Origin of the sequence: Nocardioides guangzhouensis (genome assembly GCF_004519545.1) — a bacterium.
GTDB lineage: Bacteria > Actinomycetota > Actinomycetes > Propionibacteriales > Nocardioidaceae > Nocardioides > Nocardioides guangzhouensis.
Genome location: NZ_SDKM01000005.1, coordinates 155,402 through 182,253 on the forward strand (window position 1 = coordinate 155,402; position 26,852 = coordinate 182,253).

Genomic DNA, 26,852 nt, shown 5'->3' on the forward strand with positions numbered 1-26,852 from the left:
CAGAGATCCCGTTGAGACCGAGTGAGGAATCCCCATGTCACGCAGCGCCACGCGACCGACCGGAGAGGCGCCGGCGGTCGTGCACGTCACCGGGGCGCGGCCGAACTTCCCGAAGGCCGCCCCCGTGGTGGCAGCCCTGGCCCGGGCCGGCGTGGACCAGCGCCTCGTCCACACCGGCCAGCACTACGACGAGCGGATGTCCGAGGTGTTCTTCCGTCAGCTCGGCCTGCCCGAGCCGGACGTCGACCTCGGTGTCGGCTCCGGGAGCCAGGCGACGCAGACGGCAGCCGCGATGGTGGCCCTGGAGGAGCTGTTCACGGCCGCGCCGCCCCGCGTCGTCGTGGTGTACGGCGACGTGAACTCGACGCTCGCCGCCGCCCTGGTCGCCGCCAAGCTGCAGATCCCGGTCGCGCACGTCGAGGCGGGCCTGCGCTCCTTCGACACCACGATGCCGGAGGAGGTGAACCGCCTGGTGACCGACCGGCTCAGTGACCTGCTCTTCGCCACCAGCCCGGACGCGGTCGCGCACCTCGGGAACGAGGGCATCCCCGCCGACCGGATCCACTTCACCGGCAACCCGATGATCGACACGCTGCTGGCCAACCTCGACCGGTTCGACGCCGACCGGGCGCGCAAGCGGCACGCCCTGTCCGGTCCCTACGCCGTCGCCACCCTGCACCGACCGGCGAACGTGGACGCGACGGAGGACGCGGCCGCCCTGGTGGCCGGGCTGCACGAGGTCGCGGACCAGGTCCCCCTTGTCCTGCCCCTGCATCCGCGCGGCCGGGCCCGGCTCGAGGAGGCCGGGCTCGGCCGGCACCCTGCGGTGCGGGTGGTCGAGCCACAGGGGTACGTCGAGTTCCTGAGCCTGGTGCGTGGCTCGGAGCTGGTCGTGACCGACTCCGGGGGCGTGCAGGAGGAGACCACCGTGCTCGGGGTCCCGTGCCTCACCCTGCGTGCCAACACCGAGCGGCCGGTCACGATCACTCACGGCACCAACCGCCTCGTCTCCCGGGAGGACCTGCCCGACACCGTCCGGGAGGTCCTCGGGACGCCGGCCGGGGAGCACCCGGCCCCGCCGCTGTGGGACGGGAAGGCCGGTCCCCGGATCGCCGACGTCCTGACTGGGTTCCTCCGATGAGGTCGACGTCGAGGCGTCCCGGCGGCGCGCTGCCCGCCCGGGCGCGCGCCGCCCTGCGCGCGCGCCGCGACGACCTCCGCAGGCTCCGCCTCGCGGCGCGCACGCGGCGCACCCGTCCGGACCTTCCGGAGGTCCCCCTGCCCGACGTGCCGCCACGCCGGCCGATCCGGGTCGCGGTCCTCCTCGACACCTTCTCCGAGCTGGCCTTCCGCTACGAGTGGCACCAGGTCACCTTCGGGCCCGACGACTGGCGGGAGGTGCTCGAGACGGACCCGCCGGACCTGCTGTTCGTGGAGTCCGCCTGGCAGGGCAACGGCGGGCGCTGGCGCCTGCACCTGACCGCCGACGGGGCGCCAAGCGCCGAGCTGCGCGCGCTGGTCTCCTGGTGCCGCCACCGGGGGATCCCGACGGTTTTCTGGAACAAGGAGGACCCGCCCGGCTACGTGCGCTTCGTCGCGACCGCCCGGCTCTTCGACCAGGTGTTCACCGTCGACGCCGACCGGATCCCTGCCTACCGCGCGGACCTCGGACACGACCGGGTCGACCTGCTGCCGTTCGCCGCCCAGCCGCGCCTGCACAACCCGGTTCGGCGCGGCCGCGCCCGCGAGCTCGACGTCGCGTTCGCCGGGACCTGGTTCGCCGACAAGCACGACGACCGCCGGCGGCAGCTGGACTACCTCCTCGGCGCCGCCCGCGACGGAGGGCTGCACATCTGGTCGCGCATGGAGACCGGCGACGCCCGCTACCGGTTCCCCGCCCGGTTCCGCCGGTACGTCGTCGGGTCGCTGCCCTACGAGCGGATGCTGGCCGCCTACACGGCGTACAAGGTGTTCCTCAACGTCAACTCGGTGACCACCAGCAAGACGATGTGCAGCCGCCGGCTCTTCGAGCTGTCCGCTGCCCAGACCGCCGTCGTGACCGCGCCGGCCGAGAGCATCGAGCCGTTCTTCGGCGACACGGTCGAGGTGGCCGGCGACGCCGACGAGGCCCGGCTCGCGCTCGACCTGCTGCTCCGGCACCCCGAGCACCGGGAACGGCTGGCGCTCCGGGCCCACCGCCGGGTCCACGACGAGCACCTCTACGGCCATCGGGTCGAGCACGTCCTGCGCTCGGTCGGCGTGACCGCACCGGCTGCGACCGCCGACGCCGCGACGGTCTCGGTGGTCGTGCCGACCATGCGCCCGGACCGGCTCGCCGAGGTTCTCCGCACCGTGGGGGCGCAGACCCACCGCCACGTCCAGCTCGTGCTGGTGCTGCACGGGCACGACGCCCCTGCGGACCTCGGCCGGCAGGCCCGCGACGCCGGCATCGACGACCTCGTGGTCCGGCCGGCGGCGCGCGACCTGACGCTGGGTGCCTGCATGAACCTCGGGGTGGCGGCCTCCGACGGCGACCTGGTCGCGAAGGTCGACGACGACAACCACTACGGACGCCACTACCTCTCCGACCTGGTCCGTGCCCGGGACTTCTCGGGGGCGGACGTCGCCGGCAAGTGGGCGCACCTGGTCCACCTCGAGTCGACCGGGGCCACCCTGTTGCGGTTCGCCGGGCACGAGCACCGCTTCACCGACCTCGTGCAGGGTGGCACCCTCCTGCTCCGGCGGGACCTGGCCGCGGACCTCGGCTTCGACGACCTTCCCCGCCGGGTCGACACCACCTTCCTCGCACGGGTGCGCCGGTCCGGTGGAACCGTCTACTCGGCGGACCGCTTCAACTTCGTCTCGGTGCGCCGCGCCGACACCGGGACGCACACCTGGCCCATCCCGGAGAAGGAGCTCATGGCCCGCTCCTCGCGGCTGCTCTTCTACGGCGACCCCCTGACCCACTCGGAGGCATGATGACGCTGCTCGACACCCGGACCACCCCCGCTCCGGCCGGTGCCGCCCCCGGGCGCCGGCGGTCCGCGAACACCCGCGGGAACTCGCGGATCCGCGTCGACATCGAGGGGCTGCGCGCCATCGCGACGCTGCTCGTCCTGCCCTACCACGCGGGGCTGATGCTGTTCCCGGGCGGCTTCGTCGGCGTCGACGTCTTCTTCGTGATCTCCGGCTTCGTGATCACCGGCCAGCTGCTGAAGGAGGTGGACCGCTCCGGCCGGATCTCCCTGCTGGCGTTCTACGCGCGCCGCGCCAAGCGGCTGCTGCCGGCCTCCGCAGTCGTGCTGGTGGCCACCTCGGTGATGCTGTGGCTCTGGGTTCCGCGGATCCGCTGGGAGACCACCGGCGGGGACATCGTGGCGTCCGCGCTCTACTTCGTGAACTGGCGGCTGGCCGACCGCTCGGTCGACTACCTCGCCGAGGACGTGCCGCCGTCCGCGGTCCAGCACTTCTGGTCGCTGGCCGTCGAGGAGCAGTTCTACGTCTTCTGGCCGCTGCTGCTGATCGGGGCGGACTGGCTGGCCCGGCGGCTCCGGGTCCGGCGCGACCTCACCGTGCTCGCCGGCCTCGCCCTGGTCGCCGTACCGTCGCTGCTCTGGGCCGTGCACCAGGCCTCGGCCAACCCGGAGCGGGCCTACTTCGTGACCACCACCCGGGTCTGGGAGTTCACGGTCGGCGCGGTGGTGGCCGTGCTCGCCACCCGGGCCGCCCGGCTGCCGCGCCCGGTCGCGCTCGCGCTCGCCTGGGCCGGGCTGGCGCTGATCCTGCTGGCGGCCCGCATCTACACGGCGGAGACCACCTGGCCCGGCGCCTACGCGCTGGTGCCGACGGTCGGCACCGCCCTGTTCATCGCCGGCGGCGACGCCGCCGGCCGGTTCGGCCCGGTCAGCATCCTGAAGAACGGCTTCATGCAGTTCCTGGGCTACCTCACCTACTCGCTCTACCTCTGGCACTGGCCGCTGCTGATCGTCGCCCGCGAGCACTTCGGCGGGATCTCGGTGACCACCGGCCTGCTCATCGTGGTGCTCTGCGTGGTTCCGGCCTGGCTCAGCTTCCACCTGGTCGAGAACCCCATCCGCAACGCCCGCAGCCTGTCCCGGTCTCCACGCGCGGCCCTGAGCCTGGGGCTCAACTTCACGCTGCTCGGCGTCGCCGCCGGGCTCGCCCTGGTGGTCGCCGTCGGCGCGACCTCGACCGGCGTGCCGGCGAACGCGCAGGGCGCCGCCGTGCTGTCCTCGGCCCCCACCGCCGATCGCGCCGGCAAGCCCGTCGACCGGGTGTCGGGCGGCATCACGCCCGACCCGGTGAAGGCGCCCGAAGACGTCCCCGGCCTGTACGCCGACGGGTGCCAGGTGTCGACGACGTCCTCCGACCCGGTCTCGTGCAGCTACGGCCCGAAGGACGCGGGCACCACGATCGCGGTGGTCGGCGACTCCAAGGCAGCGCAGTGGGTCCCGGCGCTGGAGATCCTGGCCCGTGAGCACGACTGGCGGGTGGTGACCTACACCAAGTCCGCCTGCCAGTTCAGCGCGGCCGAGATCTCGCTGGACGGCGCGCCGTACGCCTCGTGCACCGCGTGGGGGCGCAACGTCCTGGACCGGCTCACCACGAAGGACCGGCCCGACCTCGTGCTCACCGCGGGCCAGCGCGACTCCGGGATCGTCGGCGAGTCCGACGGCGAGCTCGACCTGAGCGAGGACGCGATGGTGACCGGGCTCGGTGACATGTGGCGCCGACTGACCGACTCGGGCAGCAAGGTGCTGGTGCTCGCAGACACCCCGCAGACCTTCCAGCAGGTCTACGCCTGCGTCTCCGAGCACCCTGACGAGCTGACCCGGTGCACCTACGACCGGGCCAAGGGGATCGCCGGCAGCGGCGCCCCCGTGCAGAAGCGGGCCGCCGGCGCGCTCGGTGCCGTGGACCTGACCGACGGGAAGGCGCCGCGCCGCGACGCCGGACCGCTCTACTACCTCGACCTGGTCGACTGGATCTGCCCGAGCAGCGCGTGCCCGCCGGTCATCGGCAACGTGCTGATCTACCGCCAGGGGTCCCACCTGACCAAGACGTACGTCGAGACGCTGGCGCCACGGCTGGAGAAGGCGCTGCTCGAGGCGGGGCTGCCGGCATGACCACCTCACTGTCCGCCTTCGTATCCGACGTCCCCGCCTCCGCCCGGCGCCCCGCGCGCCGCCGGCGCGACCGGGCCGCCGCCCGCCTGCGACGGACGGCCCGCACGCTGCTGCCGAGGACCCCCGAGCCCTCCCCGGACTGGGCCCGGCCGCCCCGGCGGCTCCCGGCCCGGGTGGACGTGCTCGCGGCGGTGGCGGTCGGCCCGCGGCTGGCCGCCGGGCTCGCGCTCGAGCTCCCGACCTCCGCGCTGGCGCCGGACGCCTGGCCCGCGCCGGGCACGGTCGACCTGGTGCTGGTCGAGGTCCGCGACGGCGCGATCCCGGTGCCCCGTGCGCCGCTGCCGCCCGGCGGCACCGCGCCCCTTGTGCTCTGGGCGACCTCCGGCGGCCCGTCCGACGACGTGGCGGACCTCGTCCGGTCCGCGACCGCCGTGCTCGTGGCCGACCCGGCGGCGCTCGCGGCCTGGCGGACGGTGGCGCCGTCCGCCGGGCTGCTGGCTCCCGGGGCGTCCACCCGGCGGCCCCCCGGCACCGGCCCGCGGGAGGGGGTCGCGCTGGTCGTCGACGGGCCGGTCCCGCCGGCGCTGGCCGGCACCGTGTCAACGGTCGTGGCCGCCGCGCTGCGCTCCGTCCGGGACCGCCTGCTGGTCCACCGCACCGACCCGGGCGCCCCGCTGCCGCGGGTGCTCTCGGCCGCGGCCACCGCGACCACGCCGGAGGATGTCGTCCCCGGGCTGGCCGCGGCGGCGGTCGTGGTGGACGGCGTCCGCACCCACCCGGACGACACCTGGACCGTGCTGGAGTCCGCCGCCGTGCAGACCGCCGTGGTCACCCCGGCCGGCTGGCCGCTCCCCGAGGGGGTCACCCCGGCCACCGGCGGCGACGCCGCCGCGCTCCGGGCCGCGGTCGTGGCCCGGCTGGAGCAGCCCGAGCTCCGCGACCGCGAGGCCCGGCGTCTGCACCGGGCGCTGGTGCACCGGCACGGGCTGGACCGGCGGGTGGCCGAGCTGCTCGGCGGGGCCGGGATCCCGACGCCACCGCGCAGCCGCGCCGTGAGCGCCGTCGTGCCGACCCGGCGCGCGCACGAGATCGACAACGTCCTCGCCAACGTCGGCCGGCAGAGCCACCGTGACACCGAGCTGGTGCTCGTCCTGCACGGGCTCGACGTCGACCACGCGGACCTGCGGGCCCGCGCCCGCGACGCCGGCGTGCCCGGCCTGGTCCTCGTCGAGGCGGCACCGACCCTCACCCTCGGCGCCTGCATGAACCTGGGCGTCGACGCAGCCGGCGGCGACCTCGTCGCCAAGATGGACGACGACAACCACTACGGCACGCACTACCTCACCGACCTGGTCGCGTCCGTCGACACGAGCGGCGCCGGGATCGTGGGCAAGGCGGCCCACTACGTGTGGCTCCGCGCGAACGACGCGGTGGTGCTGCGGTACGCCGACGCGGAGCACAGCTACCAGCGCCGGGTGCAGGGCGGCTCGATGCTGTTCGACGGTGAAGTGGTGCGCCGGCTCCGCTTCTCGGACATCCCGCGCGCCGTCGACAGCGACATCCTCGACCGGGCGATCGCGCAGGGCGTGAAGATCTGGTCGGCCGACCGGTTCAACTACGTGAGCGTCCGCGGCGACGACCGGACGGCGCACACCTGGCAGGTCGCCGACGACCAGTTCCTCACCGCCACCGGCCGCCTGGCCTTCTTCGGCGACCCTCGAACCCACGTGGAGGTCTGACCCCGTGAGCATCAAGCCGACCCTCAAGCGCGCCCTCCGCCGCGGCGGCGGGGCCGTCGCCGTCTGGCTGCCGCCCGACACCGGGCCGGATGCCTGGCGGGACCTCGTCGCCCGGGCCCGGGTGGCGGAGGCGGCCCGGCGGATGCGCGGCCTGAAGGACGCCGAGGGAGCCGCGCGGCTCGTCGTACCCGTGCTCGGGTCGGCGACCGGCAGCCGGGCCTGGGCGCTGGTCGCCGAGGCCCGCGAGCGGCTCGGCGACCGGACCGGTGCCGTCGACGCCGCGCGCACGGCGACGCAGACGCGGCCGGTCGTGTTCGACGCGCGCCTGGTGCACCACCGCCTGGCCGTCGCGCACGGCCTGCCGGAAGCGCGCGGCACCCAGGACGCGCTGCTCGAGGAGCGGCCCCGCAACGGCCGGGAGGTCCGGGCCGTGCTGGCCGCCCTGCGCAGCGCCGACGCGGAGGTGGTGGACGACTACCGCGAGCGCCTCGAGGCGTGGGGCTGGACCGGGTTCGAGGAGTCGCTGTCCGAGGTCACCACCGAGATCGCCCTGGCCGCCGTCGCGGTGCACGAGCCCGCCCGCCTCGACGAGTCGCTCGCCCGGGCGGCCACCGCGCTGCGGCGGCCGCTGCCGGTGGTCGCGCGCGCCCTGGACCGGGCCCGCCGGTGGGACCGGCTCGCCGACGCCCTGGCCGACCTGCCCCTGCCCACGTACGCCGGCGGGTCCGCGCGGCGGGACGCCGCCTTCGAGCTCCGCCGGGCGGCCGGGCGGGCGCTGCTCGCCGGGCGCACGGCGGCCGCGGAGACCCTCGCCGCGCACGCCCTCGCGCTGACCCCGGACGACCGGCTGGCGCAGGAGGCGTGGGCCAACGCCTCCGACCAGCTCGCCGTCGCACGCGACGGCTGGCGGACGGTCAGCACGGCGTCCGAGGTGCGGCACGAGCAGCGGGAGGGGGCGGTGCTGTCGCTGCTGGCCCAGTCGTTGCCCCACACCTCCGGCGGCTACGCGACCCGCAGCCACGGAGTGCTCACGGGGCTCGCCGCCCGGGGGTGGGACGTCGCGGCGGTGACCCGCCCCGGCTTCCCCTACGACCGTTGGCAGCGCGACGACGCGCGGCAGGTCGCGGACGTCGACGAGGTCGACGGGATCCGGTACCACCACCTGCTCGACGTGCGCCGCCGCTACCCCCAGTACCCGCTGACGACGTACGTCGACGGCTACGCGCGCGCAGCCGAGGTGCGGGCCCGCCGGCACGGGGCCGCGCTGGTCCACGCGTCGTCGTTCCACGTCAACGGCCTCGCCGGCCAGGCCGCGGCGGCCCGGCTCGGGGTTCCGTTCGTCTACGAGATGCGCGGCCTCGAGGAGCTGATGAAGGTCTCCCGCGACCCGTCGTTCGCCACCTCGGAGCGGCACGCGTTCCTCGAGCACCTCGAGACCACGATCTGCCACGCGGCCGACCGGGTGCTGGTGATCACCGAGGCGCTCCGGGACCTGGTCGTCGACCGGGGCGTCGACGCGGACAAGGTGCTGGTGCTGCCCAACGGCGTGCACGCCGACCAGTTCCGGCCCCGCGCCCGCGACGAGGACCTCGCCGCACGGCTCGGGGTCACCGGGAAGACGGTCATCGGGTACGCCGGCGGGCTGGTCGACTACGAGGGCCTGGAGCTGCTCCTGCAGGCGACCGCCGCCCTCCGCACCGGACGGCCCGGCCCCGCGGACTTCCACGTGGTCGTGGTCGGCGACGGCCACGTCGAGGCACAGCTGCACGGACTCGCCGCCGCGCTGGGGCTCCACGACGTGGTCACGTTCGTCGGCCGGGTGCCGCACGAGGAGGTGCCGGCGTACCTCTCGCTGTTCGACGTGGCGCCGTTCCCGCGGCTGCCGCTCCCGGTCTGCGAGGCGATCTCGCCCATCAAGCCGTTCGAGTCGATGGCGATGGGCAAGGCGGTGGTGGTCTCGTCCGTGGCCGCACTGACCGAGATCGTCACCGACGGCTCGACCGGGCTGGTCTTCGAGAAGGGCTCGTCCGCCGACCTCGCCCGGGTGCTGGGTGTCCTGCTCGACGCACCGGACCTTCGGGCTCGCCTTGGGGAGACCGCCCGCGACTGGGTCCGGCGCGAGCGGGACTGGTCGTCGGTGGTCGCGGTCGTCGACGACGTCTACCGCGAGCTCACCGGCCAGGGCGCCATCCGGGTCCGCACGGCGCGCACCGTCGGGGTCTAGCGAGGCCGGTCCGGGAGCGCCGAGGGCTTCTGTCCCCAGTCGTCCGGGACCATCTGCCCTGCCGCGCACATACCCCCGAGGGTATTCATGGAGGAGAGGGATCGAATCCAGGAGGTAGTGATGCGCAAGAAGGTCCTCGTGCTGGGAGCCAACTTCGGCGGGATGACCGCGGCCCTGGCGGTGAAGCACGAGCTGGCGGGCGACGTCGACGTGACGGTGGTGTCGGCCAGCGACCGGTTCCTGTTCAACCCGAGCCTGATCTGGCTCCCGTTCGGCAAGCGGGACGCCGGCGACATCACCTTCCGGGTGGAGCCGACGTTCGAGGCGCACGACATCGAGTTCGTGCACGCCGCCGCCACGGGGGTCGACCCGGTCGCCAAGCAGGTGACGGTGGCCGACGGCCGCCGGTTCGGCTACGACTACCTCGTCATCGCGACCGGATACCGCAACAACGACGACGTGGTCCCCGGCTTCCGGGAGAACGCGACCACGATCACCACGCTGGCCGAGGCCGAGCGCGCGGGCGAGGCCTGGCGGCGCTACCTGCAGGACCCCGGCGACGTCGTGGTGGCCGCCACCCAGGGGGCGGGCTGCTTCGGCGCGGCGTACGAGTTCCTCTTCAACACCGCCTACCAGCTGAAGAAGGCCGGGCTGGACAAGCAGGTGAAGCTCACCTACGTCACCGCCGAGCCGTTCCTCGGTCACTTCGGCATCGGCGGGCTGCCGCACGGCGAGCAGCTGCTGGGGATGTTCCTGAAGAAGGAGGGCATCGACGCCCGCATCTCCGTCGGCATCGACCACGTCGACGACGGTGCCCTGGTCCTCGCCGGTGGCGAGACGCTCCCGTTCTCGTTCGGCATGGTGGTGCCGCCGTTCCTCGGCCAGGACTTCCTGAAGGCCGCCGACGGCCTGGCCGACGAGAAGGGCTACGTCCGGGTCCGGGACACCTACCAGAGCGAGAAGCACGACGACGTGTACGCCGTCGGCGTCGCGGCCGCCGTCGACGTCCCCTGGCAGACCCCGACCCCGGTCGGCATCCCCAAGACCGGGTTCCCCACCGAGCAGATGGCCCACACCGCGGCCTCGAACATCGCCGCCCAGGTCCGCGGCGAGCCGGCCACGCACACGAAGGCGTTCGGCGACATCAAGGCGGTGTGCGTCATGGACGCCGGCAACAACGGCGTGATCATCCTCGCCGACAAGATGCTGCCGCCCCGCAAGCACGGCGTGCTGATCCCGGGACCGCAGGCGCACCTGATGAAGCTCGGCTTCGAGAAGTACTTCCTGTGGAAGATGCGGCACGGCTACGTGCAGCTGCCGTGAGGGGAGCGGACGACATGACCACCATCAGCCTGGCCGCTCCCGGGAGCGGCGCCGAGGCCCGCTGGGCCGACGTCCGGGTGGAGCACGAGACGGGGGATCGGTTCGCGATCGCCGTCCGTGACCACCTGCTCACCACCGACCAGCCGCGCGACGCGGGCGGCGAGGACACCGCGCCCACGCCGACCGAGCTGTTCGTGGCCGGCCTCGCCTCCTGCGTCGCGTTCTACGCCCGGCGCTACCTGGCGCGGCACCACCTCGATCCGACCGGGCTCGCGGTGGACGCGACGTACGACCTGGGGTCGAAGCCGGCCCGGGTGACCGGCATCCGGTTGACGTTGACCCTGCCGCGGGACTTCCCCGAGGAGCGCCGGGACGCGCTGCTGGCCGTGGCCGGGCACTGCACGGTGCACAACTCGATCACCACCCCGCCGGAGATCAGCCTCGACCTCGCGGGCGACTGAGGGGGCCGCGGGTCGACCCGCGGGCCGGGGTGAAGGTCCCCGGCCCGCGGGACCTCCGTCCCTGTGGGTCGCCCGGGGGTGGGGCGAGGATGGCGGCGTGAGCGGCCGCACCGACAGGAGAGACCCGATGGAGACGTCATCACTGGAGGACCTCGCGGACCAGCAGCTGGCGCTGGCCGGGAAGGCCGCGAGCGGGCGGGCCGCGCACACCGTCCACGGCGGCCACGAGCACGCGCTGCGGCAGACCCTGATCGCGCTTGCTGCCGGGCGCGAGCTCGCCGAGCACGAGAGCCCGGGCGAGGCCACGCTCCAGGTCGTGCGCGGACGGGTCCGGTTGACCGCGGGCGCGGACGTCGCCGCGCTCGACCGGGGCGCCCTCGTGACCATCCCGCCGACGCGGCACGCGGTCGCCGCGCTCGAGGACTCCGCCGTGCTGCTGACCGTCGTGGTCGGCACCCGGACGGACTGATCCCGCACACGACGACCGCTGTTCGGGCACCATGGCAGGGTGAGGGAGGTACAGGTCACCCCGGTCCCGCTCGAGAGGCTGGCGTCCCTGCTGACGCCCGACCGCGCGGACCGGCTGCTGGAGTACCAGCGGCGGGCCGAGCGGGGCCTGGCGCGGCGCACGGTGTGGAACATCAACTCGACCGGCGAGGGGGGCGGGGTCGCGGAGATGCTGCGCGCGCTGCTCGCCTACGCGCGGGGAGCCGGGATCGACATCCGGTGGCTGGTGCTGGACGGCAACCCCGAGTTCTTCGCCGTCACGAAACGCATCCACAACCGGCTGCACGGGGACGCCGGGGACGGCGGGGCGCTCGACGACGCTGCGCGGGTGGCGTACCTCGACGTCCAGGCCCGCAACCTGGAGACCCTCGAACGGTTGGTGCGGCCCGGGGACATCGTGCTCCTGCACGACCCCCAGACCGCGGGCCTCGCGGCGAACCTTCGGGCCAAGGGCGCGTACGTCGTGTGGCGCTGCCACGTCGGGATCGACGAGCAGAACGCGCTCACCCGCGAGGCCTGGACGTTCCTCCGGGACCTGGTCGCCCCTGCGCACGCCGTGATCTTCTCCCGCTCGCAGTTCGCGCCCGACTGGTTCGACCGGCAGTGGCTCCGCGTCATCCCGCCGTCCCTGGACCCGTTCAGCCCGAAGAACGTCGAGCTCGCGCCCGACGACGTGGCCACGCTGGTCGCCCGCTGCCACCGGACCGACGACGGGCCGCCGCCCCCGGCGGACTCGCGGACGGTGCTGCAGGTGAGCCGGTGGGACCGGCTCAAGGACATGTCCGGGCTGCTCGCCGCGTTCGCGCAGAACGCGAGGACCCTGCCCGACGACGTCCACCTGGTGCTCGCCGGTCCCCAGACCGACGGGGTGCAGGACGACCCCGAGGCGACGGCGGTGCTGGCGGGGTGCCGCGAGCTGCGCAGCGGCCTCGAGCCCGGGATCCGGGCGCGCGTGCACCTGCTGTCGCTGCCGATGGCCGACGTGGAGGACAACGCCCGGATGGTCAACGCCCTGCAGCGACACGCCAGCGTCGTGGTGCAGAAGAGCCTGGCGGAGGGCTTCGGGCTCACGGTCACCGAGCCCATGTGGAAGGGCCGCCCGGTGGTGGCGTCGGCGGTCGGGGGGATCCGCGACCAGATCGAGGACGGCGTCAGCGGCCTCCTGCTGCAGGACCCCCGGGACCACGCCGAGCTGGTCGCCGCCCTGCGTCGGACGCTGGAGGACCCGGAGCTCAGCCTGCAGCTCGGAAAGGCTGCGCGGGAGCGCATCCGCGACCGGTACCTCGCAGACCGGCACCTCATCCAGTACGTCGAGCTCTTCGAGGAGCTGCTCGAGGACGGCGCGCGGGCGGTCCGGCCCGACTGACGGTGACCCGGCACAAGATGTGCCGGCTCGGCGGTCCGCGGGCGCGGTGACCCGGCACAAGATGTGCCGGCTCGGCGGTCCGCGGGCGCGGTGACCCGGCACAAGATGTGCCGGGTCGGCAGCGCAGGGACGGTGACGGACTGCCCGCCGACGGCGGGACCGAAGACCCTGTCCGCCGGGCCGGTGCGCGGGGAGCGTGGACATGGACGCCTGAAGGGGTGGGAGCCATGACCGAGCGAGAGCACATCGAGAACGCGCAGGCCGCACGCGAGGCCCGGGACGCCGTCGTCTCGAAGCCGTCCGGCCCGGGGCGCACTGCCACGGACGAGGCGATGCGGCGCTACCTCGCCGCCGAGCAGTACCACGAGCAGCAGGAGCAACCAGACGCGGACGAGCCCGGCCGGGGCCGGTCCGGGGACTAGGGCCGTCATGCTCGAGATCCGGATCCACGGCCGCGGTGGTCAGGGGGCGGTCACGGCCGCCGAGATGCTCTCGGTGGCGGCCTTCGAGGAGGGCCGCCACGCACAGGCGTTCCCGACGTTCGGCTCGGAGCGCACCGGGGCGCCGGTGGTCTCGTTCTGCCGGATCGACGACCGGCCGATCCGCATCCACGAGCCGATCTCCCACCCGGACGCGCTCCTGGTCCAGGACCCGACGCTGGTCCACCAGGTCCTGCTCTTCGAGGGGGTCGGCGAGGAGGCGTACGTGCTGCTCAACACCGGCCGGTCCTTCGCGGAGCTCGGGCTGGGCGAGGTCGAGGACCGGCTGCGGCCCGGCCGTGCCGTCTGCGTGCCGGCGACGGAGATCGCCAGGGCCGAGCTGGGCCGGCCGCTGCCCAACACCGCGCTGCTCGGCGGGTTCGCGGCACTGACCGGCTGGGTGTCGCTCGACTCGATCTCGACCGCGATCCGCCAGGCGTTCGCCGGTGAGGTCGGCGAGGCCAACGTGCGCGCCGCCAAGGCGGCCCACGACCGGGTGCTCGAGAAGAAGGGACGGAGTGCCCGTGCGTAGCCAGATCGAGGGGTCCCAGGCCGTCGCCCGGGCGGTCGCGCGCTGCCGCCCGCAGGTGGTCGCGGCGTACCCGATCTCCCCGCAGACCCACATCGTCGAGTCCCTCGCGGACCTGGTCCGCACCGGCGAGCTCGACCCGTGCGAGTACCTCATGGTCGAGTCGGAGTTAGGCGCGATGTCGGCCTGCATCGGGTCCTCCGCGATGGGCTCGCGCACCTACACCGCGACCGCCAGCCAGGGGCTGCTCTTCATGGCCGAGGCGCTGTTCAACGCCTCCGGGCTCGGCCTGCCGATCGTGATGACCGTCGCCAACCGCGCGATCGGCGCCCCGATCAACATCTGGAACGACCACTCCGACTCGATGTCCATGCGCGACTCCGGCTGGGTGCAGCTGTTCGCGAGCTCCAACCAGGAGGCGGTCGACCTGCACGTGCAGGCGTTCCGGCTCGCCGAGCGGCTCTCGCTCCCGGTCATGGTCTGCATGGACGGCTTCGTGCTGACCCACGCCGTCGAGCAGGTGGACGTGCCGGAGCAGGACGAGGTGGACGCCTTCCTCCCGCCGTTCACGCCTCGCCAGCAGCTCGACCCCGCGCAGCCGGTCTCGATCGGCGCGATGGTCGGGCCGGAGGCGTTCACCGAGGTGAAGTACCTCATGCACGCGCGCCAGATGCAGGCGCTGGACGAGATCCCGCGCATCGCCGCCGACTTCGAGGCCGCGTTCGGCCGTCCCGCCGGCGGCCTGGTCCGGCCCTACCGCACCGACGACGCCGAGACCGTCGTGGTCGCGCTCGGCTCGCAGGTGGGCACGATCGAGGTGGTCGTGGACCAGCTGCGCGACGAGGGCCACCCGGTGGGGCTGCTCGACGTCACCTGCTTCCGCCCCTGGCCGCGCGACGAGGTACGGCGTGCGCTGGCCGGCGCTGCCAACGTCGTGGTGCTCGAGAAGGCGTTCGCGGTGGGCGCGGGCGGCATCGTCGGGCAGAACACCCGGCTCGCGCTGGCCGGCACCCCGACCGTCGTGCACGACGTGGTCGCCGGGCTGGGCGGCCGGCCGGTCACCGCGGCCGCGGTCCGCGGGCTGCTCGACGACGTCCTGGCCGGGCGGGTCGACCCGCACCGGCTCCACTTCCTCGGGCTGCGCACCGACCTGGTCGACGGGCAGCTGCGGCGCGACGCCGCGTCCGTGCCCGGCCCGCACGCGGAGAGCATGCTCCGCGAGGCCGGCGTCATCGGCTCCGGATCCCACTGAGAGGGGCGTCAGAATGACCGTCGAACCCAAGCTCTACCAGGTCGACACGTTCGCGGTCGGGAACCGGCTGCTGGACCCGGCGCAGCGCTCGGAGCAGGCCCGGGCGGACCGCTCGAACGCGATCACCTCGGGGCACCGGGCCTGCCAGGGCTGCGGCGAGGTGCTCGGCGCGCGCTACGTCCTCGACGCGGCGATGCGCGCCACCGGCGGGAACATGGTCGCGGCGAACGCCACCGGCTGCCTCGAGGTGTTCTCTACGCCGTACCCCGAGACGTCGTGGCAGCTGCCGTGGCTGCACTCGCTGTTCGGCAACGCCCCCGCGGTCGCCAGCGGCATGGCCGCGGCGCTGCGGGCGCAGGGACGCAGCGACACCCGCGTGGTCGCGCAGGCCGGCGACGGCGGCACGGTCGACATCGGTTTCGGCTGCCTGTCCGGGATGTTCGAGCGCAACGACGACGTGCTGTTCGTCTGCTACGACAACGAGGGCTACATGAACACCGGCGTGCAGCGCTCCGGCGCGACCCCGCCGGCCGCCCGCACAGCCAACACCAAGGCACTCGGCCCGGAGCCGGGCAACGCGTTCGGGCAGGGCAAGTTCGTGCCGCTGATCGCGATGGCCCACGAGATCCCGTACGTCGCGACCGCGACCGTCGCGGACCTCCGCGACCTCGAGGCCAAGGTCGAGACGGCGATGGGGATGTCCGGCGCGCGCTACCTGCACGTGCTGGTGCCGTGCCCGCTCGGGTGGGGCTCGGCGTCGGAGGACACCATCAAGGTCGCGCGGCTGGCCCGGGAGACCGGGATCTTCCCGGTGTTCGAGGCCGAGCGCGGCCGGATCACCGCGGTGTCGAAGATCCGGCGGTGGCAGCCGGTCGAGGAGTACCTCCGCATCCAGCGCCGTTACGCGCACCTGTTCGGCGAGCCGCGTCGCGACGACATCGTCGCCCGCATCCAGGCCCAGGCCGACCACAACATCGACCGGTTCGGGCTGCTCGACGACGACCCGGGCTACGAGCAGGACCAGGAGTAGGCACATGGAGAAGCCGTTCGCGATCACCCTGGACGTCGGCTCGAGCAAGGCCAACAAGACCGGCTCGTGGCGCACCGAGCGCCCGGTGTACGTCGACCTGCTGCCGCCGTGCAGCAACGCCTGCCCGGCCGGCGAGGACGTCCGGTCCTGGCTGTACGACGCCGAGGAGGGCGGCGCCGGCTACGAGCGGGCCTGGCGCACGATCATGGAGGACAACCCGTTCCCCGCGATCATGGGCCGGGTCTGCTACCACCCGTGCGAGACCGCCTGCAACCGCGGCCAGCTCGACGAGGCGGTCGGCATCAACTCCGTCGAGCGGTTCCTCGGCGACGAGGCGCTGCGCGAGGGCTGGAGCGTGTCGGTCGACGCGCCGTCGACCGGCAAGAAGGTGCTCGTCGTCGGCGCCGGGCCGTCCGGGCTGTCCGCGGCCTACCACCTGGCCCGCCGCGGGCACGCGGTGACCATCCTCGAGGCCGGGCCGATGGCCGGCGGCATGATGCGCTTCGGCATCCCCGCCTACCGGCTGCCCCGCGAGGTGCTCGACGCCGAGGTGCAGCGGATCCTCGACCTCGGCGTGCGGCTGGAGCTCGACGCGAAGGTCACCGACCTCGACGCGACCATGGCCGAGGGCGGGTACGACGCGGCGTTCCTCTCCGTGGGCGCCCAGGTCGGCCGTCGCGCCTACATCCCGGCCGGGTCGGCCGCCCACGTGCTCGACGCGGTGTCGATGCTGCACGGGCTGGCGGAGGGCGAGCGTCCGCTGCTGGGTCGCCGGGTGGCGGTCTACGGCGGCGGCAACACCGCCCTCGACGCGGCCCGCACGGCGCGCCGGCTGGGGGCCTCGGAGGCGGTCGTGGTCTACCGCCGCACCCGGGACCGGATGCCGGCCCACGAGAGCGAGGTCCGCGAGGCCGAGGACGAGGGCGTGCTGTTCCGCTGGCTGACCACGATCAAGCAGGTCGAGGGCGGGGCGATGACGGTCGAGCGGATGGAGCTCGACGACACCGGGTTCCCGCAGCCCACCGGCGAGGTGGACGAGCTGGCCGCGGACTCGCTGGTGCTGGCGCTCGGCCAGGACACCGACCTGTCGCTGCTCGACGCGATGCCGGACGTCGCGGTGGATGACGGGGTGGTGCAGGTGGACGGCACCCTGATGACCGGGCGGCCCGGCGTGTTCGCCGGCGGCGACATGGTGCCGGGGGAGCGGTCGGTCACGGTCGGGGTCGGCCACGGGCGGCATGCCGCGGAGCAGATCGACGCCTGGCTGGCCGGCCGCGCGCCGCGGGTGCCCGCCGACCGTGCGGTCGCGCCGTACGACGGGCTGAACACGTGGTACTTCGCCGACGCGCCGCGGACCCACCGGCCGACCCTGGAGACCGTGCGACGCCAGTCGACGTTCGACGAGGTGGTGCAGGGGCTCGACGAGGACAACGCGCTCTACGAGGCCCGGCGCTGCATGTCCTGCGGCACCTGCTTCCAGTGCGACAACTGCTTCGGGGTCTGTCCCGACAACGCCGTGCTCAAGATCGGCCGGCCGGGGGAGCCGTACCTGATCGACCTCGACTACTGCAAGGGCTGCGGGCTGTGCGCCAGCGAGTGCCCGTCCGGGGCGATCGCGATGGAGCCGGAGGAGATCTGACCCGGCTCCCGACCGAGCCGGGCGCCATGATGTCCCCATGACCCACGGAGTCTCCTTCGCCGCCCGGGCCGACGGCCGTCGCAGCACCACCGCGACCGGCCGCGAGGTGGTGGCCGACGCGCTGCGGGCCGTCGACCCGGTGGGCGCGCTGGGGGCCGAGCAGGAGACCGCGTGGCGCAGCCGCTACCTCCTGCACTTCCGCCGGCTCGTCGAGGCCGGCCTGGCCTCCCCGGACGCGTGGCTGTCGATCGCCGACGCCGGCCTCGACGCCGTCCGCCGGCGGATGGTGGTCGCGACCGACGACGGCGAGGACCTGCCGCTGGCCGCCTGGGACGACGCCGCACCGGAGCGCGCGCTCGCGACCGCTACGGTCGAGGGCGACGGCGACCCGGTGACCGAGCTGGCCCTGCCCTACCGCGGCCGCCGGCTGCGCGGCGACGAGCTGCGCGAGCAGCTCCAGGCGTGGAGCCGGAGCGGCGTGGTCGAGCCGTCCGTCGTGGACGCGGTGCTGGAGGTGGCCGCGCACCCCGAGTGGCTGCGACTCGACGGGCGCACCGTGGTCGTGCTCGGCGCCGGCTCCGAGATGGGACCGCTCGGTGCGCTGCTCGGGTGGGGCGCCACGGTCGCCGCCGTGGACCTCCCGCGACCGGCGGTCTGGGAACGGGTGGTGCGCACGGCACGCGGTGCGGCCGGCCGGCTGCTGGTCCCGGTCCCGGAGGCCGCGACCGGGGCACCCGACCTGGCCCCGGTGGCGGGCGCCGACCTGCTCGCCGAGGTGCCCGAGGTGGCCACCTGGCTGGGTGGCGTCGACGGGCGGCTGGTGGTCGGCAACTACCTCTACGCCGACGGCGGCACCCACGTGCGCGTGTCCGTGGCGGCCGACGCGCTGGCCACCCGGGTGACCCGGGACCGGCCCGACACCGGGCTGGCGTTCCTCGCCACCCCGACCGACGTCTTCGCGGTCCCGCGGGACGCGGTGGAGCAGTCCGGGCGCGCGTACCGGGAGCGCTCCGGCACCGCGAAGGTGGTCGGCCGGCCGCTGCGCTGGGCCACGCGCGGCCGGTTGCTGCACCGGGCCTACCCGCCGGACGCCGACCCCGGCATCGCCGACAGCCTGGTCCCAGTCCAGGGGCCGAACTACGCGCTGGCCAAGCGGATCCAGCGCTGGCGGGCCGCGACCGCCCGCCGGGACGGGCAGCTGGTCTCCTTCCACGTCGCCCCGTCGACACGCACCCACTCGGTGGTGAAGAACCGGGCGCTCGCCGCCGCGTTCGCCGGCGCCCACCGGTTCGGGGTGGAGGTCTTCGAGCCGGCGACCTCCAACACCCTGATGGCGGTCCTGCTCGTGCACGACGTCGTCCAGGGCTCCCCGGAGCACGCCCACCCGTGGCAGGACGAGGCGTACGCCGCGGTGCACGGCGGCCTGTGGCGCGCGGCGTACGAACCGCGCAGCGCGCTCGGCCTGGCCGCGGTCCTCGGCTACGCGAGCGCCCGGGGGTAGTCCGGTGCCCGCACGTGCCACGCTCGCGGCCCCGTTCCTGCTGGGGCTCCTCGCGGGGACGGCCGGGTGCGGGGACGACACCGGGCACGAGGTCGACGCCGACGCCCCGGCCACCGTCCGGGTGAGCAGCCCGGCGTTCGCCGACGGCGACCCGGTCCCGGTGCAGCTCACCTGCGACGGCGACGAGGTGTCGCCGCCGCTGGCCTGGTCGGCGCCGACCGCCGCGGACGTGGCCGCGTGGGCGGTGGTGGTCGACGACCCCGACGCGCCCGGCGGCACGTTCACCCACTGGGTCCTGCTCGACGTCCCCGCTGCCACCAGCTCGTTCGCCACCGGCGAGGTGCCGGACGGCGCCGCCCAGGCCGACAACTCCGCCGGCGGCGCCGGCTGGACCGGCCCCTGCCCGCCCAGCGGCACGCACCACTACCGGTTCACCGTCTACGGACTGTCCGCGCCGACCGGGCTCGGCGACGGTGCATCGCTGGACGACGCGCTGTCCGCGGTCGGGGACGCGGCGGTGGCCGAGGGCACGCTGGTCGGCTCCTACCGACGGCGGTGACCGGTCGGCCACTTCCGCTGGCCGACCGGGGCCGTTCCGTCCGTTTCCGCTGCGCAGGACCCGAGGGTGACCGGACCCTGACGGCGACATCACCCGCAAGGTGCGGGAGTACATCGAGAACTTCACCGGTGGCGACCCCGACGTGCTCGTCCAGATGACCGTCTTCCGGATGGTGCCGTGGGAGCACGAGTCCGTTCGCGCTGTGCACGCCCGGCGGCTCCACCGTGCCCTCCCGCCTCATCCGGTACGCCGCCCGCACCTTCTCCGCGCTGCCCCACACCAGCGTCTACGTCGACGCGGGCGCGGCGGACTGGCCGAAGGACCGCCGGAGGAGTCCGCGCGCTTCCTGGTGCCGGCCGGCATCGAGTACGTGCGCGGCTTCGCGCTGAACTCCACCCACTACGTGAAGGTCGGCGACGACCTCGCGTTCGGCACCGAGCTGGTCGCCGAGCTCGCCCGGCGCGGCCACCCGGGCAAGCACTTCGTGGTCAACACCTCGTCCAACGGGCAGGGCTTCGACGTCGGGCAGGCCCGCGGCTCGCACCCGGACAACGCCAAGGTCTGCCAGCCCCGGCCGAGCGGGTCTGCGTGACGCTCGGCATCCCGCCCACGGCCGACGTGGCGAACGCGCGGTGGGGGCTGTCCGCGACCAACCGGGCCCGCGCCCCCGCACACGTCGACGGCTACCTCTGGTTCGGCCGGCCCTGGCTGTGCATGCAGGCCGACACGTTCGTGATGAGCCGGGCCCTCGCGATGGCCCGCACCACGCCGTACTGACGTGTCCGCCTCCGTCCGGGTCCATCCGTACATGTACGGATGCCTGCGGGCGACGTCGCGTGCTCGACTGGTGAGGTGGCCCCACGGGAGGCCGATCGCGGCGCGGGCACCCGGACTCGGAGGGAGCACGATCATGAGGAGAACGCACGCGACGACGGTGGCGCTGGTCGCCCTGGCCACCATCCTCGGCACCGGACCGGCGGCGGCCGCCCCGGGCGCCGCGACCGGCCCGGGCAGTTCTGCGGGGCCCTACCTGGTCCGCACCGCTCCGGGGGTGGTCACGACCTCGCTGCTGACGGTGGGGGACCGCGCCGCCAACGGCTACCGGATGGTCGGGTTCCCCGACGGGCTCGGCGCGTTCGACAACGGGGACGGCACGTTCACGCTGCTGGTCAACCACGAGCTGGGCGGCACCGGGGGCATCGTGCGCGCACACGGCTTCCGGGGTGCCTTCGTCTCGAGGTGGACCATCGACACGGACACGCTCCGCGTGGTCACGGGCGAGGACCTGGTCAAGCAGGTGCTCCGCCCCGACGCCGCGGCCGGCTGGGCGCCGTACCAGCAGGCCATGGCTCGGCTCTGCTCCGCCGACCTGCCTCCGGTCGGCACGTTCGAGGACGTCGCCACCGGTGACGGCACCCGCCACCGCATCCTGCTGAACGGCGACGAGATCAACCCGGGCCGCGCCTACGGGCACGTCGTCGACGGCCCCGACGCCGGCACCAGCTACGTCCTCACCGGGCTCGGTCGCCAACAGTGGGAGAACCTCGTGACGATGCCGGGCGGCGGCCCGGACACCGTGGTCCTCCAGACCAACGACGAGGCCGGCGGCCAGGTCTTCGTGTACGTGGGCCGGAAGCGGTCGACCGGCAACGACGTGGAACGGGCCGGGCTCACCGGCGGGAGGCTGTACGGCGTTGCGATCGCGGGTTCGGTGGACCCCGTCTCCGGCAACACCACCGTCGCTCCCGGGGGAGCCCGCTTCGAGCTGGTCGAGATCCCCGGCGCCGACACGTTGCTCCCGGGCGCGCTCGACCTGCGCGCCGACGCGCTCGGCGTCAGCCACCTCGACCGTCCCGAGGACGCGGTCTGGGACGGCAGCGGACGAGGGCTGTGGTTCGCCACCACCGGCGCCTTCGACCGGGCCAGCAACCTGTGGCACCTCACGTTCGACGACCCCGCCGACGTGCTCGCCGGCGGCACCGCCGAGATCGCCGTCACCAGCCCGCCGTACGACGCGGCCGATCCGCAGGGTCCACGGATGATGGACAACCTCACGGTCAACGACCGGGGTCAGGTGCTCATCCAGGAGGATCCGGGGGACCGGGCCTACTCGGCCGGCGTCTACCAGTACGACCCGTCCACCGGCGGCCTGCGCCGGATCGCGCAGCACGACCCGGCGCTCTTCACCGAGGGAGGCGCCGGCTTCCTCACCCAGGCCGAGGAGAGCTCCGGCATCATCCCCGCGTCGTTCCTCGGCCGCGGGAAGTACCTCCTCACCTCGATGGCGCACTACGCCACCGGAGACCCCGAGACCGTGCAGGGCGGCCAGCTGCTGGAGCTGCACGTGCCCCCGGGCCAGCCGGTCGGCTGAGGAGCCGGCGCGGGACGCCATGCGACCTGGTCGCCGGAGCAGCTGTGAGCAGCCGGATCGTATGACGGTGCCGGTCAGGTCCCGGCCTCCTGCCCGGCGGCCGCCCTGCGCTCGAGGGCGGAGTTCGTCAGCCACGCGGCGACCACCGCGAGGACGGCGGCGGGCAGCGCGTCCAGCCCGTTGACCCCGACCAGCAGCAGGCTCAGCACCAGGCCGCTGAACACCAGCCCGGTGCCGGCGGTCATGCCGGCGGCGGCCCCCACCGCGAGCGCCCACGTGATCGAGGTGTCGAACCAGATGCACGCGAACGTGGCCAGCCCGACCCCGAGGAAGACGGCCGGGAACACCGGCCCGCCGCGGAAGCCGCAGCCCAGGCAGATCGCGTAGGCCAGGGCCTTCGCCACCAGGATCACCAGCAGCACCCCGGCGCTGTTCTCGGCCAGCTCCTGCGGGATCGCCGACTGGCCCGAGAAGAGCACGTCGTCGTAGCCGGCCCCGAGCGCCTGGGCGACCAGGGTGATCAGCCCGATCACCAGGCCGCCGGCCAGCAGGACGCCGTACCGGTTCCTGGGGGACAGGACCGCGACGTCGTCGACCCGGTGGGCGAACCGCTTCACCGACCCGATCAGCAGGGCGGTGAGGACGCCGACCACGATCGCCATCAGCAGGTCGGGCACCGAGGTGGTGTCGTAGGCGGGGAGGTCGGGCACCACGAGGCTGGTCGAGTCGAGGCCGCCCCAGTCTCCGAGGCCGATGAAGACCACGTAGCCGACCGCGGCCGCGACCAGGCCCGGCAGCAGGGCGGGCAGCAGTGCGGCGCCGGCGGCGAGCCCTGCCTCGAGCAGCAGGATGCCGGCGACCAGCGGGCCGCCGAACAGGGCGGACACCGCGGAGAACGAGCCGGCGGTCGCGAGCACCTGCTCGCCCTGCGGGCCCGGCTTCGCCCACGACGCGGCCGCCATCCCGACCACGGAGCCCAGCGCGATCAGCGGTGCCTCCGGGCCGAGGACGGCGCCGAACGCCAGGGTGCCGAAGGCGGCCAGCAGGACGCTCGGGCCGTACTGCCAGGGGGTGGGCGGGCCGCCCAGGCCGTGCAGGGGCGAGTGTCCGCCGTCGCCCGGCAGGAAGGCCCGGGCCACCGCGACGAGGCCGGCACCGGCGACGGGCAGGCCCAGCACGAGGTACCACGGCGGCGAGCTCTCGCCGAGGGCGTCGGGCAGGTCGGTCCAGAGCCAGGTCTCGGCCCAGTGCACGACCGCCAGGAAGAGCTTGGCGAGGACGGCCGCCGGGATGCCGATCGCGGCTCCGATCCCGATCAGCTCCAGGTACATGCGTGCCTGGCGCCGGTCCGGGTGGAGCGCGGGCGTGGTCGACGGTTCCAGACCGGGGGTCCCGGTCGGGTCCCCTCCCGGCTCGGTCGGGCTCATGGCGCCACCCCCTTCCCGGGAACTCTCCCGTCCGACCGGGGGCGTCCGGGTCACCCGAGCCGGGTGATGCTGGCGCCTCCGGTCAGGACCGGCACATCAGGCCGAGGTGCAGGAGCACCCGGTTCTCGGCCAGGTCCAGCGAGAGCCCGGTGACCTCCTCGACCCGGGTCATCCGCGCCTTGAGCGTGTGCCGGTGCACGCCGAGCGAGCGGGCCGCGCCCTCCCACGACCCGTTGTGGCGCAGGAACGCGTCGAGGGAGGCGAGCAGGTCGGCGTCGCGCGGGTTCGACCCGCCGGCGAGCGCGGCCAGGGCGGGCACGGTCAGCGACCGCACCCGCTCACGCACCGCGTCGTCCGCGAGCAGCGCGCCGAGGGCGAGCCGGTCGAACCAGCCGACCCGCTGGTCGCCGCGCCGGGCCGCCTGGGCCGCCTCGCGGGCAGGGGCCAGCGCGGTGGCCACCTCGTCCTGCGGCAGCGCCCCGCTTACTCCGATCACCACGCCGGCGGGGCCGCCCTCCCGGGTCGCCTCGTCGAGCATCGCCACCAGGTCCGGGGCGTCCTCGGCCACCAGCAGCGCGGCCACCCCGCCGTCGACGCGGGTGACCACGTGCGGTCGGGCCCGGGCCTCCAGCCGGTCGGTGAACAGCTTGAGCAGGCGGTTGTGCGCCCGCGGCGCCGTGGCCAGCGCGAGCACCACGGGCGCGGCGCGCTCGAACCCGAAGTGGTGCAGGTGCACCGCCAGCGAGAGGTGCTGCTGGGCCGGGTCGAGGAGCAGGTCGAGCAGCGTCCCGCCGAGCTCGTGGTAGGCCGCGATCAGCTCGGCCGGCCAGTCCAGCTGCAGGGTGACGATGCCCGCCGCCTGGTTCACCAGCAGCCGGTCGGTGGGCTCGGACGCCTCCCGGTGCAGCACTGCCAGCCAGCCGACCACCGCGGACCGTCCGCGCAGCCGCTGGATCTCCAGGAGGCCGTGCTCCGTCTCCGCGCCGACCGCGCCGCCGCGAGGGTCGTCGGCCCCGCGCCGCCAGTGCTCGGCCACCAGGTCCAGCAGCCGTGCGTCGGTGGTCGAGGCGGCCATCGCGGCGCCGTACTCGTCGAGCACGACGGCGTGGCAGCGCAGCTCACGGCTGAGCACCCCGACCAGGCCGGTCAGCCCCTTGCGCACGGCGGCGCGGGTGATCCGCTGCTGGTAGGTCAGGGCCCGCTGCAGGGACTCCACCTCCGCCTCGGACAGCCGGCGGACCACGGCCTGCGCGACGGCGATGAACGGCGTGGGCAGCGGCACCTCGAGCAGGGGGAGGTCCAGCTCGGAACAGGACGCCACCAGGGCGGGCGGCACGGCGTCGTAGCGCAGGCCGGTGCCGAAGCCGAGACCGGCGATGCCCCCGGCGACCAGCCGGTCGACGTACGCGCGCTGCCCGGGCAGGTCCTCGGGGAGCTGGGGGCCGGTGGTCAGCACCAGCTCGCCACCGGCCAGCCACGGCGTCGGGTCGACCACGTCCGTCGCGTGCGCCCACGTGACCTGCCGGTCGGCCGCGGTGCCGGAGACCAGCCGGAGGTCGAGATCGGACTGGTCGAGCAGCCACTGGAGGGAAACGCTCACAGCCCGCCTCCTGCGGTGACGTGACACAACGCACATCGAGGGCCCCCGAACTTCGACGATCTGTCCATCGGGCCTCGTCGCGGCCAACCCTACTCTCGAATCACTGGTCGGAGTGGCGGTCGTCACACCGTCCGTTCCGCATCAAGCACGTGATGGCGAGCAACGAGAGCTGAGGGGCACGACATGTCGACGATCGGACTGAAGCGTTCCCTCGGCCTGTGGGGGATCATCGGCCTCGGGCTCGGCTACATGACCCCGACGGTGCTCTTCGACACCTTCGGCATCGTCTCCATCGAGACCGGCGGCGCCGTCCCGACGGCGTACCTCGTGGCCCTGGTGGTCATGTTGTTCACCGCGATCAGCTACGGCCGCATGTCCCGGGTCTTCCCGTCCGCGGGCTCGGCGTACACCTACACCCGGGAAACCATCCACCCCCGGCTCGGCTTCCTGGTCGGCTGGGCGGCACTGCTCGACTACCTGCTGCTGCCGCTGGTCAACGCGTTGATCATCCGGCTCTACATGACCTCGCTGTTCCCGGAGGTCCCCGGCTGGATCTGGGTCGTGCTGATCGTCGCCGTCGTGACCGGCCTCAACATCTGGAGCGTGAGCTCCACCTCCCGCGTCAACACCGTCCTGGTCTCGTTCGCGGTCGTGATGATCGTCGCGTTCCTCGCGCTCGCGGTCGTCGAGCTGAGCCAGGGCGTCGGCACCGGCACGCTGTTCACGACCGAGACCTTCCACCACGACGGCGTGCACCCGGCCGCCGTGCTCACCGGCGCCACCGTGGTCTGCTTCTCCTTCATCGGCTTCGACGCCATCACGATGTACGCCGAGGAGGCCCGCGACCGCTCCGTCGTGCCCAAGGCGATCGTGCTCACGCTGCTCATCGGTGGCGCGATCTTCCTGGTCAGCGCGCACGTGGCCCAGGCCGTGTTCCCGGACGTCTCGCGCTTCGAGGTCACCGACGACCCGCTGCCCGAGATGGCGATGCTGGTCGGCGGCAAGGTGTTCCAGCTGCTGTTCGTCTCGGCGGCCTTCGCGGCCACCGTCGCCTCCGGCCTCGCCTCGCACGCCAGCGTCTCCCGCCTGCTGCACGTGATGGGCCGCAACCGGGTGATCCACCCGGCCTCGCTGTTCGCCTACGTGCACCCGACGCGGCGGACGCCCGTGTTCGCGATCGCGATCGTCGGTGCGGTGTCGCTGCTGGCGATCACCCCGAGCCTCGAGCTGGTCGCGTCGATGATCAACTTCGGTGCCCTGGTCGCCTTCACCTTCGTGAACCTCTCGGTGATCGCCCACTTCGTCTGGCGCCGGCGCGAGTTCCGCACCCCGAAGCAGGTCGCGACCAACATCGTGCTGCCGCTGGTGTCGACGCTGATGACCGGCGTGCTCTGGAGCTTCCTGCACCGCGACGCACTCGTCTTCGGCGTGATCTGGGCCAGCCTCGGCGTCCTGTACGCCGTGGTCATGGGCCGGGTGACCGGCCGCCGGCTCACCGACGTCCGGCTGGACGACACGTCCGACGCCGACCCGGACGTCGACCCCGAGCCCGTGGCCGCCCCGGCCGCCCTCTGACCCTCCGTCCCCGCAACAACCGAGCATCGGAAGGAACCATGTCCCACACCAGTCACCCGCTCACCGCGACCGACCACGCGCAGCTCCAGGCGGCCGCCCGCGACCACCTGTGGATGCACTTCA

The 26,852-nt window shown here is 74.1% G+C and carries 22 protein-coding genes; 20 read left to right on the forward strand and 2 right to left on the reverse strand.

The genetic code is table 11. The features are described from left to right. Nucleotides 1-34 precede the first annotated feature (34 nt). From wecB to EKO23_RS05265, 19 genes are all read left to right on the forward strand, one after another. Entirely contained in the window at nt 35-1,141 is a 1,107-nt protein-coding gene (gene wecB, locus EKO23_RS05175) for a non-hydrolyzing UDP-N-acetylglucosamine 2-epimerase (protein ID WP_134714770.1), read from the forward strand. Continuing rightward, nucleotides 1,138-2,979, forward strand: a complete 1,842-nt coding sequence (locus EKO23_RS05180) for a glycosyltransferase family protein (RefSeq protein WP_134714772.1) — start codon at nt 1,138-1,140, stop codon at nt 2,977-2,979. The genes wecB and EKO23_RS05180 overlap by 4 nt, the downstream gene beginning before the upstream one ends. Next, nucleotides 2,976-5,147 (forward strand): acyltransferase family protein, encoded by a 2,172-nt coding sequence (locus EKO23_RS05185; protein WP_134714774.1) that lies wholly within the window; start codon nt 2,976-2,978, stop codon nt 5,145-5,147. Before EKO23_RS05180 ends, EKO23_RS05185 begins: the two co-directional genes overlap by 4 nt. Beyond that, nucleotides 5,144-6,886, forward strand: a complete 1,743-nt coding sequence (locus tag EKO23_RS25095) for a glycosyltransferase family A protein (RefSeq protein ID WP_167880330.1) — start codon at nt 5,144-5,146, stop codon at nt 6,884-6,886. The genes EKO23_RS05185 and EKO23_RS25095 overlap by 4 nt, the downstream gene beginning before the upstream one ends. 4 nt (nt 6,887-6,890) lie before the next feature. Continuing rightward, entirely contained in the window at nt 6,891-9,110 is a 2,220-nt protein-coding gene (locus tag EKO23_RS05195; RefSeq protein WP_217702478.1) for a glycosyltransferase family 4 protein, read from the forward strand. Between the two features lie 120 nt (nt 9,111-9,230). Further along, entirely contained in the window at nt 9,231-10,433 is a 1,203-nt protein-coding gene (locus EKO23_RS05200) for an NAD(P)/FAD-dependent oxidoreductase (protein WP_167880331.1), read from the forward strand. 14 nt (nt 10,434-10,447) lie between these two features. Then, on the forward strand, nt 10,448-10,894 hold the full coding sequence (locus EKO23_RS05205) for an OsmC family protein (RefSeq protein WP_134714778.1): 447 nt from the start codon (nt 10,448-10,450) through the stop codon (nt 10,892-10,894). Nucleotides 10,895-10,991: 97 nt separating this feature from the next. After that, nucleotides 10,992-11,363: a cupin domain-containing protein gene (locus tag EKO23_RS05210; RefSeq protein ID WP_246050913.1), complete on the forward strand. Its 372-nt coding sequence runs from the start codon at nt 10,992-10,994 to the stop codon at nt 11,361-11,363. Nucleotides 11,364-11,402: 39 nt separating this feature from the next. Then, nucleotides 11,403-12,767, forward strand: coding sequence for a glycosyltransferase (locus EKO23_RS05215; RefSeq protein WP_134714780.1), 1,365 nt, complete (start codon nt 11,403-11,405; stop codon nt 12,765-12,767). Nucleotides 12,768-12,994: 227 nt separating this feature from the next. Then, entirely contained in the window at nt 12,995-13,189 is a 195-nt protein-coding gene (locus EKO23_RS05220) for a hypothetical protein (protein WP_134714782.1), read from the forward strand. A gap of 7 nt (nt 13,190-13,196) precedes the next feature. Further along, nucleotides 13,197-13,778, forward strand: coding sequence for a 2-oxoacid:acceptor oxidoreductase family protein (locus EKO23_RS05225; RefSeq protein WP_134714784.1), 582 nt, complete (start codon nt 13,197-13,199; stop codon nt 13,776-13,778). Further along, nucleotides 13,771-15,027 carry a transketolase C-terminal domain-containing protein gene (locus EKO23_RS05230; protein WP_134714786.1) on the forward strand — a complete coding sequence of 419 codons (1,257 nt, stop codon included), beginning with the start codon at nt 13,771-13,773 and terminating at the stop codon, nt 15,025-15,027. Before EKO23_RS05225 ends, EKO23_RS05230 begins: the two co-directional genes overlap by 8 nt. Before the next feature lie 13 nt (nt 15,028-15,040). After that, on the forward strand, nt 15,041-16,057 hold the full coding sequence (locus tag EKO23_RS05235; protein WP_134714788.1) for a thiamine pyrophosphate-dependent enzyme: 1,017 nt from the start codon (nt 15,041-15,043) through the stop codon (nt 16,055-16,057). 4 nt (nt 16,058-16,061) lie between these two features. Continuing rightward, complete coding sequence (locus EKO23_RS05240; protein ID WP_134714790.1) at nt 16,062-17,696, forward strand: NAD(P)-binding protein; 1,635 nt, start codon at nt 16,062-16,064, stop codon at nt 17,694-17,696. A 37-nt stretch (nt 17,697-17,733) separates the two neighbouring features. Then, complete coding sequence (locus EKO23_RS05245; protein ID WP_134714792.1) at nt 17,734-19,197, forward strand: hypothetical protein; 1,464 nt, start codon at nt 17,734-17,736, stop codon at nt 19,195-19,197. Nucleotides 19,198-19,201: 4 nt separating this feature from the next. After that, nucleotides 19,202-19,756: a YbhB/YbcL family Raf kinase inhibitor-like protein gene (locus EKO23_RS05250; protein ID WP_217702479.1), complete on the forward strand. Its 555-nt coding sequence runs from the start codon at nt 19,202-19,204 to the stop codon at nt 19,754-19,756. A gap of 100 nt (nt 19,757-19,856) precedes the next feature. Then, on the forward strand, nt 19,857-20,348 hold the full coding sequence (locus EKO23_RS05255; RefSeq protein ID WP_134714794.1) for a glycoside hydrolase family 6 protein: 492 nt from the start codon (nt 19,857-19,859) through the stop codon (nt 20,346-20,348). Then, nucleotides 20,345-20,533, forward strand: coding sequence for a hypothetical protein (locus EKO23_RS05260; protein ID WP_134714796.1), 189 nt, complete (start codon nt 20,345-20,347; stop codon nt 20,531-20,533). Before EKO23_RS05255 ends, EKO23_RS05260 begins: the two co-directional genes overlap by 4 nt. 133 nt (nt 20,534-20,666) lie before the next feature. Then, nucleotides 20,667-22,127 (forward strand): alkaline phosphatase PhoX, encoded by a 1,461-nt coding sequence (locus EKO23_RS05265; RefSeq protein ID WP_167880332.1) that lies wholly within the window; start codon nt 20,667-20,669, stop codon nt 22,125-22,127. Between the two features lie 74 nt (nt 22,128-22,201). Here EKO23_RS05265 and EKO23_RS05270 read toward each other — a convergent pair whose 3' ends face one another. Next, nucleotides 22,202-23,554 carry a chloride channel protein gene (locus EKO23_RS05270; RefSeq protein WP_134714800.1) on the reverse strand — a complete coding sequence of 451 codons (1,353 nt, stop codon included), beginning with the start codon at nt 23,552-23,554 and terminating at the stop codon, nt 22,202-22,204. A gap of 82 nt (nt 23,555-23,636) precedes the next feature. After that, on the reverse strand, nt 23,637-25,154 hold the full coding sequence (locus EKO23_RS05275) for a PucR family transcriptional regulator (RefSeq protein WP_167880333.1): 1,518 nt from the start codon (nt 25,152-25,154) through the stop codon (nt 23,637-23,639). Between the two features lie 183 nt (nt 25,155-25,337). On the opposite strand from EKO23_RS05275, the gene EKO23_RS05280 reads away from it, so the two are divergent. Next, nucleotides 25,338-26,729 (forward strand): APC family permease, encoded by a 1,392-nt coding sequence (locus EKO23_RS05280; protein WP_134714804.1) that lies wholly within the window; start codon nt 25,338-25,340, stop codon nt 26,727-26,729. The last annotated feature ends 123 nt before the right edge of the window (nt 26,730-26,852 follow it).

What these genes read in the sequence shown, in the direction of transcription:
- wecB (WP_134714770.1), top strand. Translation starts at nt 35, where the DNA reads ATGTCACGCAGCGCCACGCGACCGACCGGAGAGGCGCCGGCGGTCGTG.
- EKO23_RS05180 (WP_134714772.1), top strand. Translation starts at nt 1,138, where the DNA reads ATGAGGTCGACGTCGAGGCGTCCCGGCGGCGCGCTGCCCGCCCGGGCG.
- EKO23_RS05185 (WP_134714774.1), top strand. Translation starts at nt 2,976, where the DNA reads ATGATGACGCTGCTCGACACCCGGACCACCCCCGCTCCGGCCGGTGCC.
- EKO23_RS25095 (WP_167880330.1), top strand. Translation starts at nt 5,144, where the DNA reads ATGACCACCTCACTGTCCGCCTTCGTATCCGACGTCCCCGCCTCCGCC.
- EKO23_RS05200 (WP_167880331.1), top strand. Translation starts at nt 9,231, where the DNA reads ATGCGCAAGAAGGTCCTCGTGCTGGGAGCCAACTTCGGCGGGATGACC.
- EKO23_RS05205 (WP_134714778.1), top strand. Translation starts at nt 10,448, where the DNA reads ATGACCACCATCAGCCTGGCCGCTCCCGGGAGCGGCGCCGAGGCCCGC.
- EKO23_RS05220 (WP_134714782.1), top strand. Translation starts at nt 12,995, where the DNA reads ATGACCGAGCGAGAGCACATCGAGAACGCGCAGGCCGCACGCGAGGCC.
- EKO23_RS05225 (WP_134714784.1), top strand. Translation starts at nt 13,197, where the DNA reads ATGCTCGAGATCCGGATCCACGGCCGCGGTGGTCAGGGGGCGGTCACG.
- EKO23_RS05235 (WP_134714788.1), top strand. Translation starts at nt 15,041, where the DNA reads ATGACCGTCGAACCCAAGCTCTACCAGGTCGACACGTTCGCGGTCGGG.
- EKO23_RS05240 (WP_134714790.1), top strand. Translation starts at nt 16,062, where the DNA reads ATGGAGAAGCCGTTCGCGATCACCCTGGACGTCGGCTCGAGCAAGGCC.
- EKO23_RS05245 (WP_134714792.1), top strand. Translation starts at nt 17,734, where the DNA reads ATGACCCACGGAGTCTCCTTCGCCGCCCGGGCCGACGGCCGTCGCAGC.
- EKO23_RS05265 (WP_167880332.1), top strand. Translation starts at nt 20,667, where the DNA reads ATGAGGAGAACGCACGCGACGACGGTGGCGCTGGTCGCCCTGGCCACC.
- EKO23_RS05270 (WP_134714800.1), bottom strand. Translation starts at nt 23,554, where the DNA reads ATGAGCCCGACCGAGCCGGGAGGGGACCCGACCGGGACCCCCGGTCTG.
- EKO23_RS05280 (WP_134714804.1), top strand. Translation starts at nt 25,338, where the DNA reads ATGTCGACGATCGGACTGAAGCGTTCCCTCGGCCTGTGGGGGATCATC.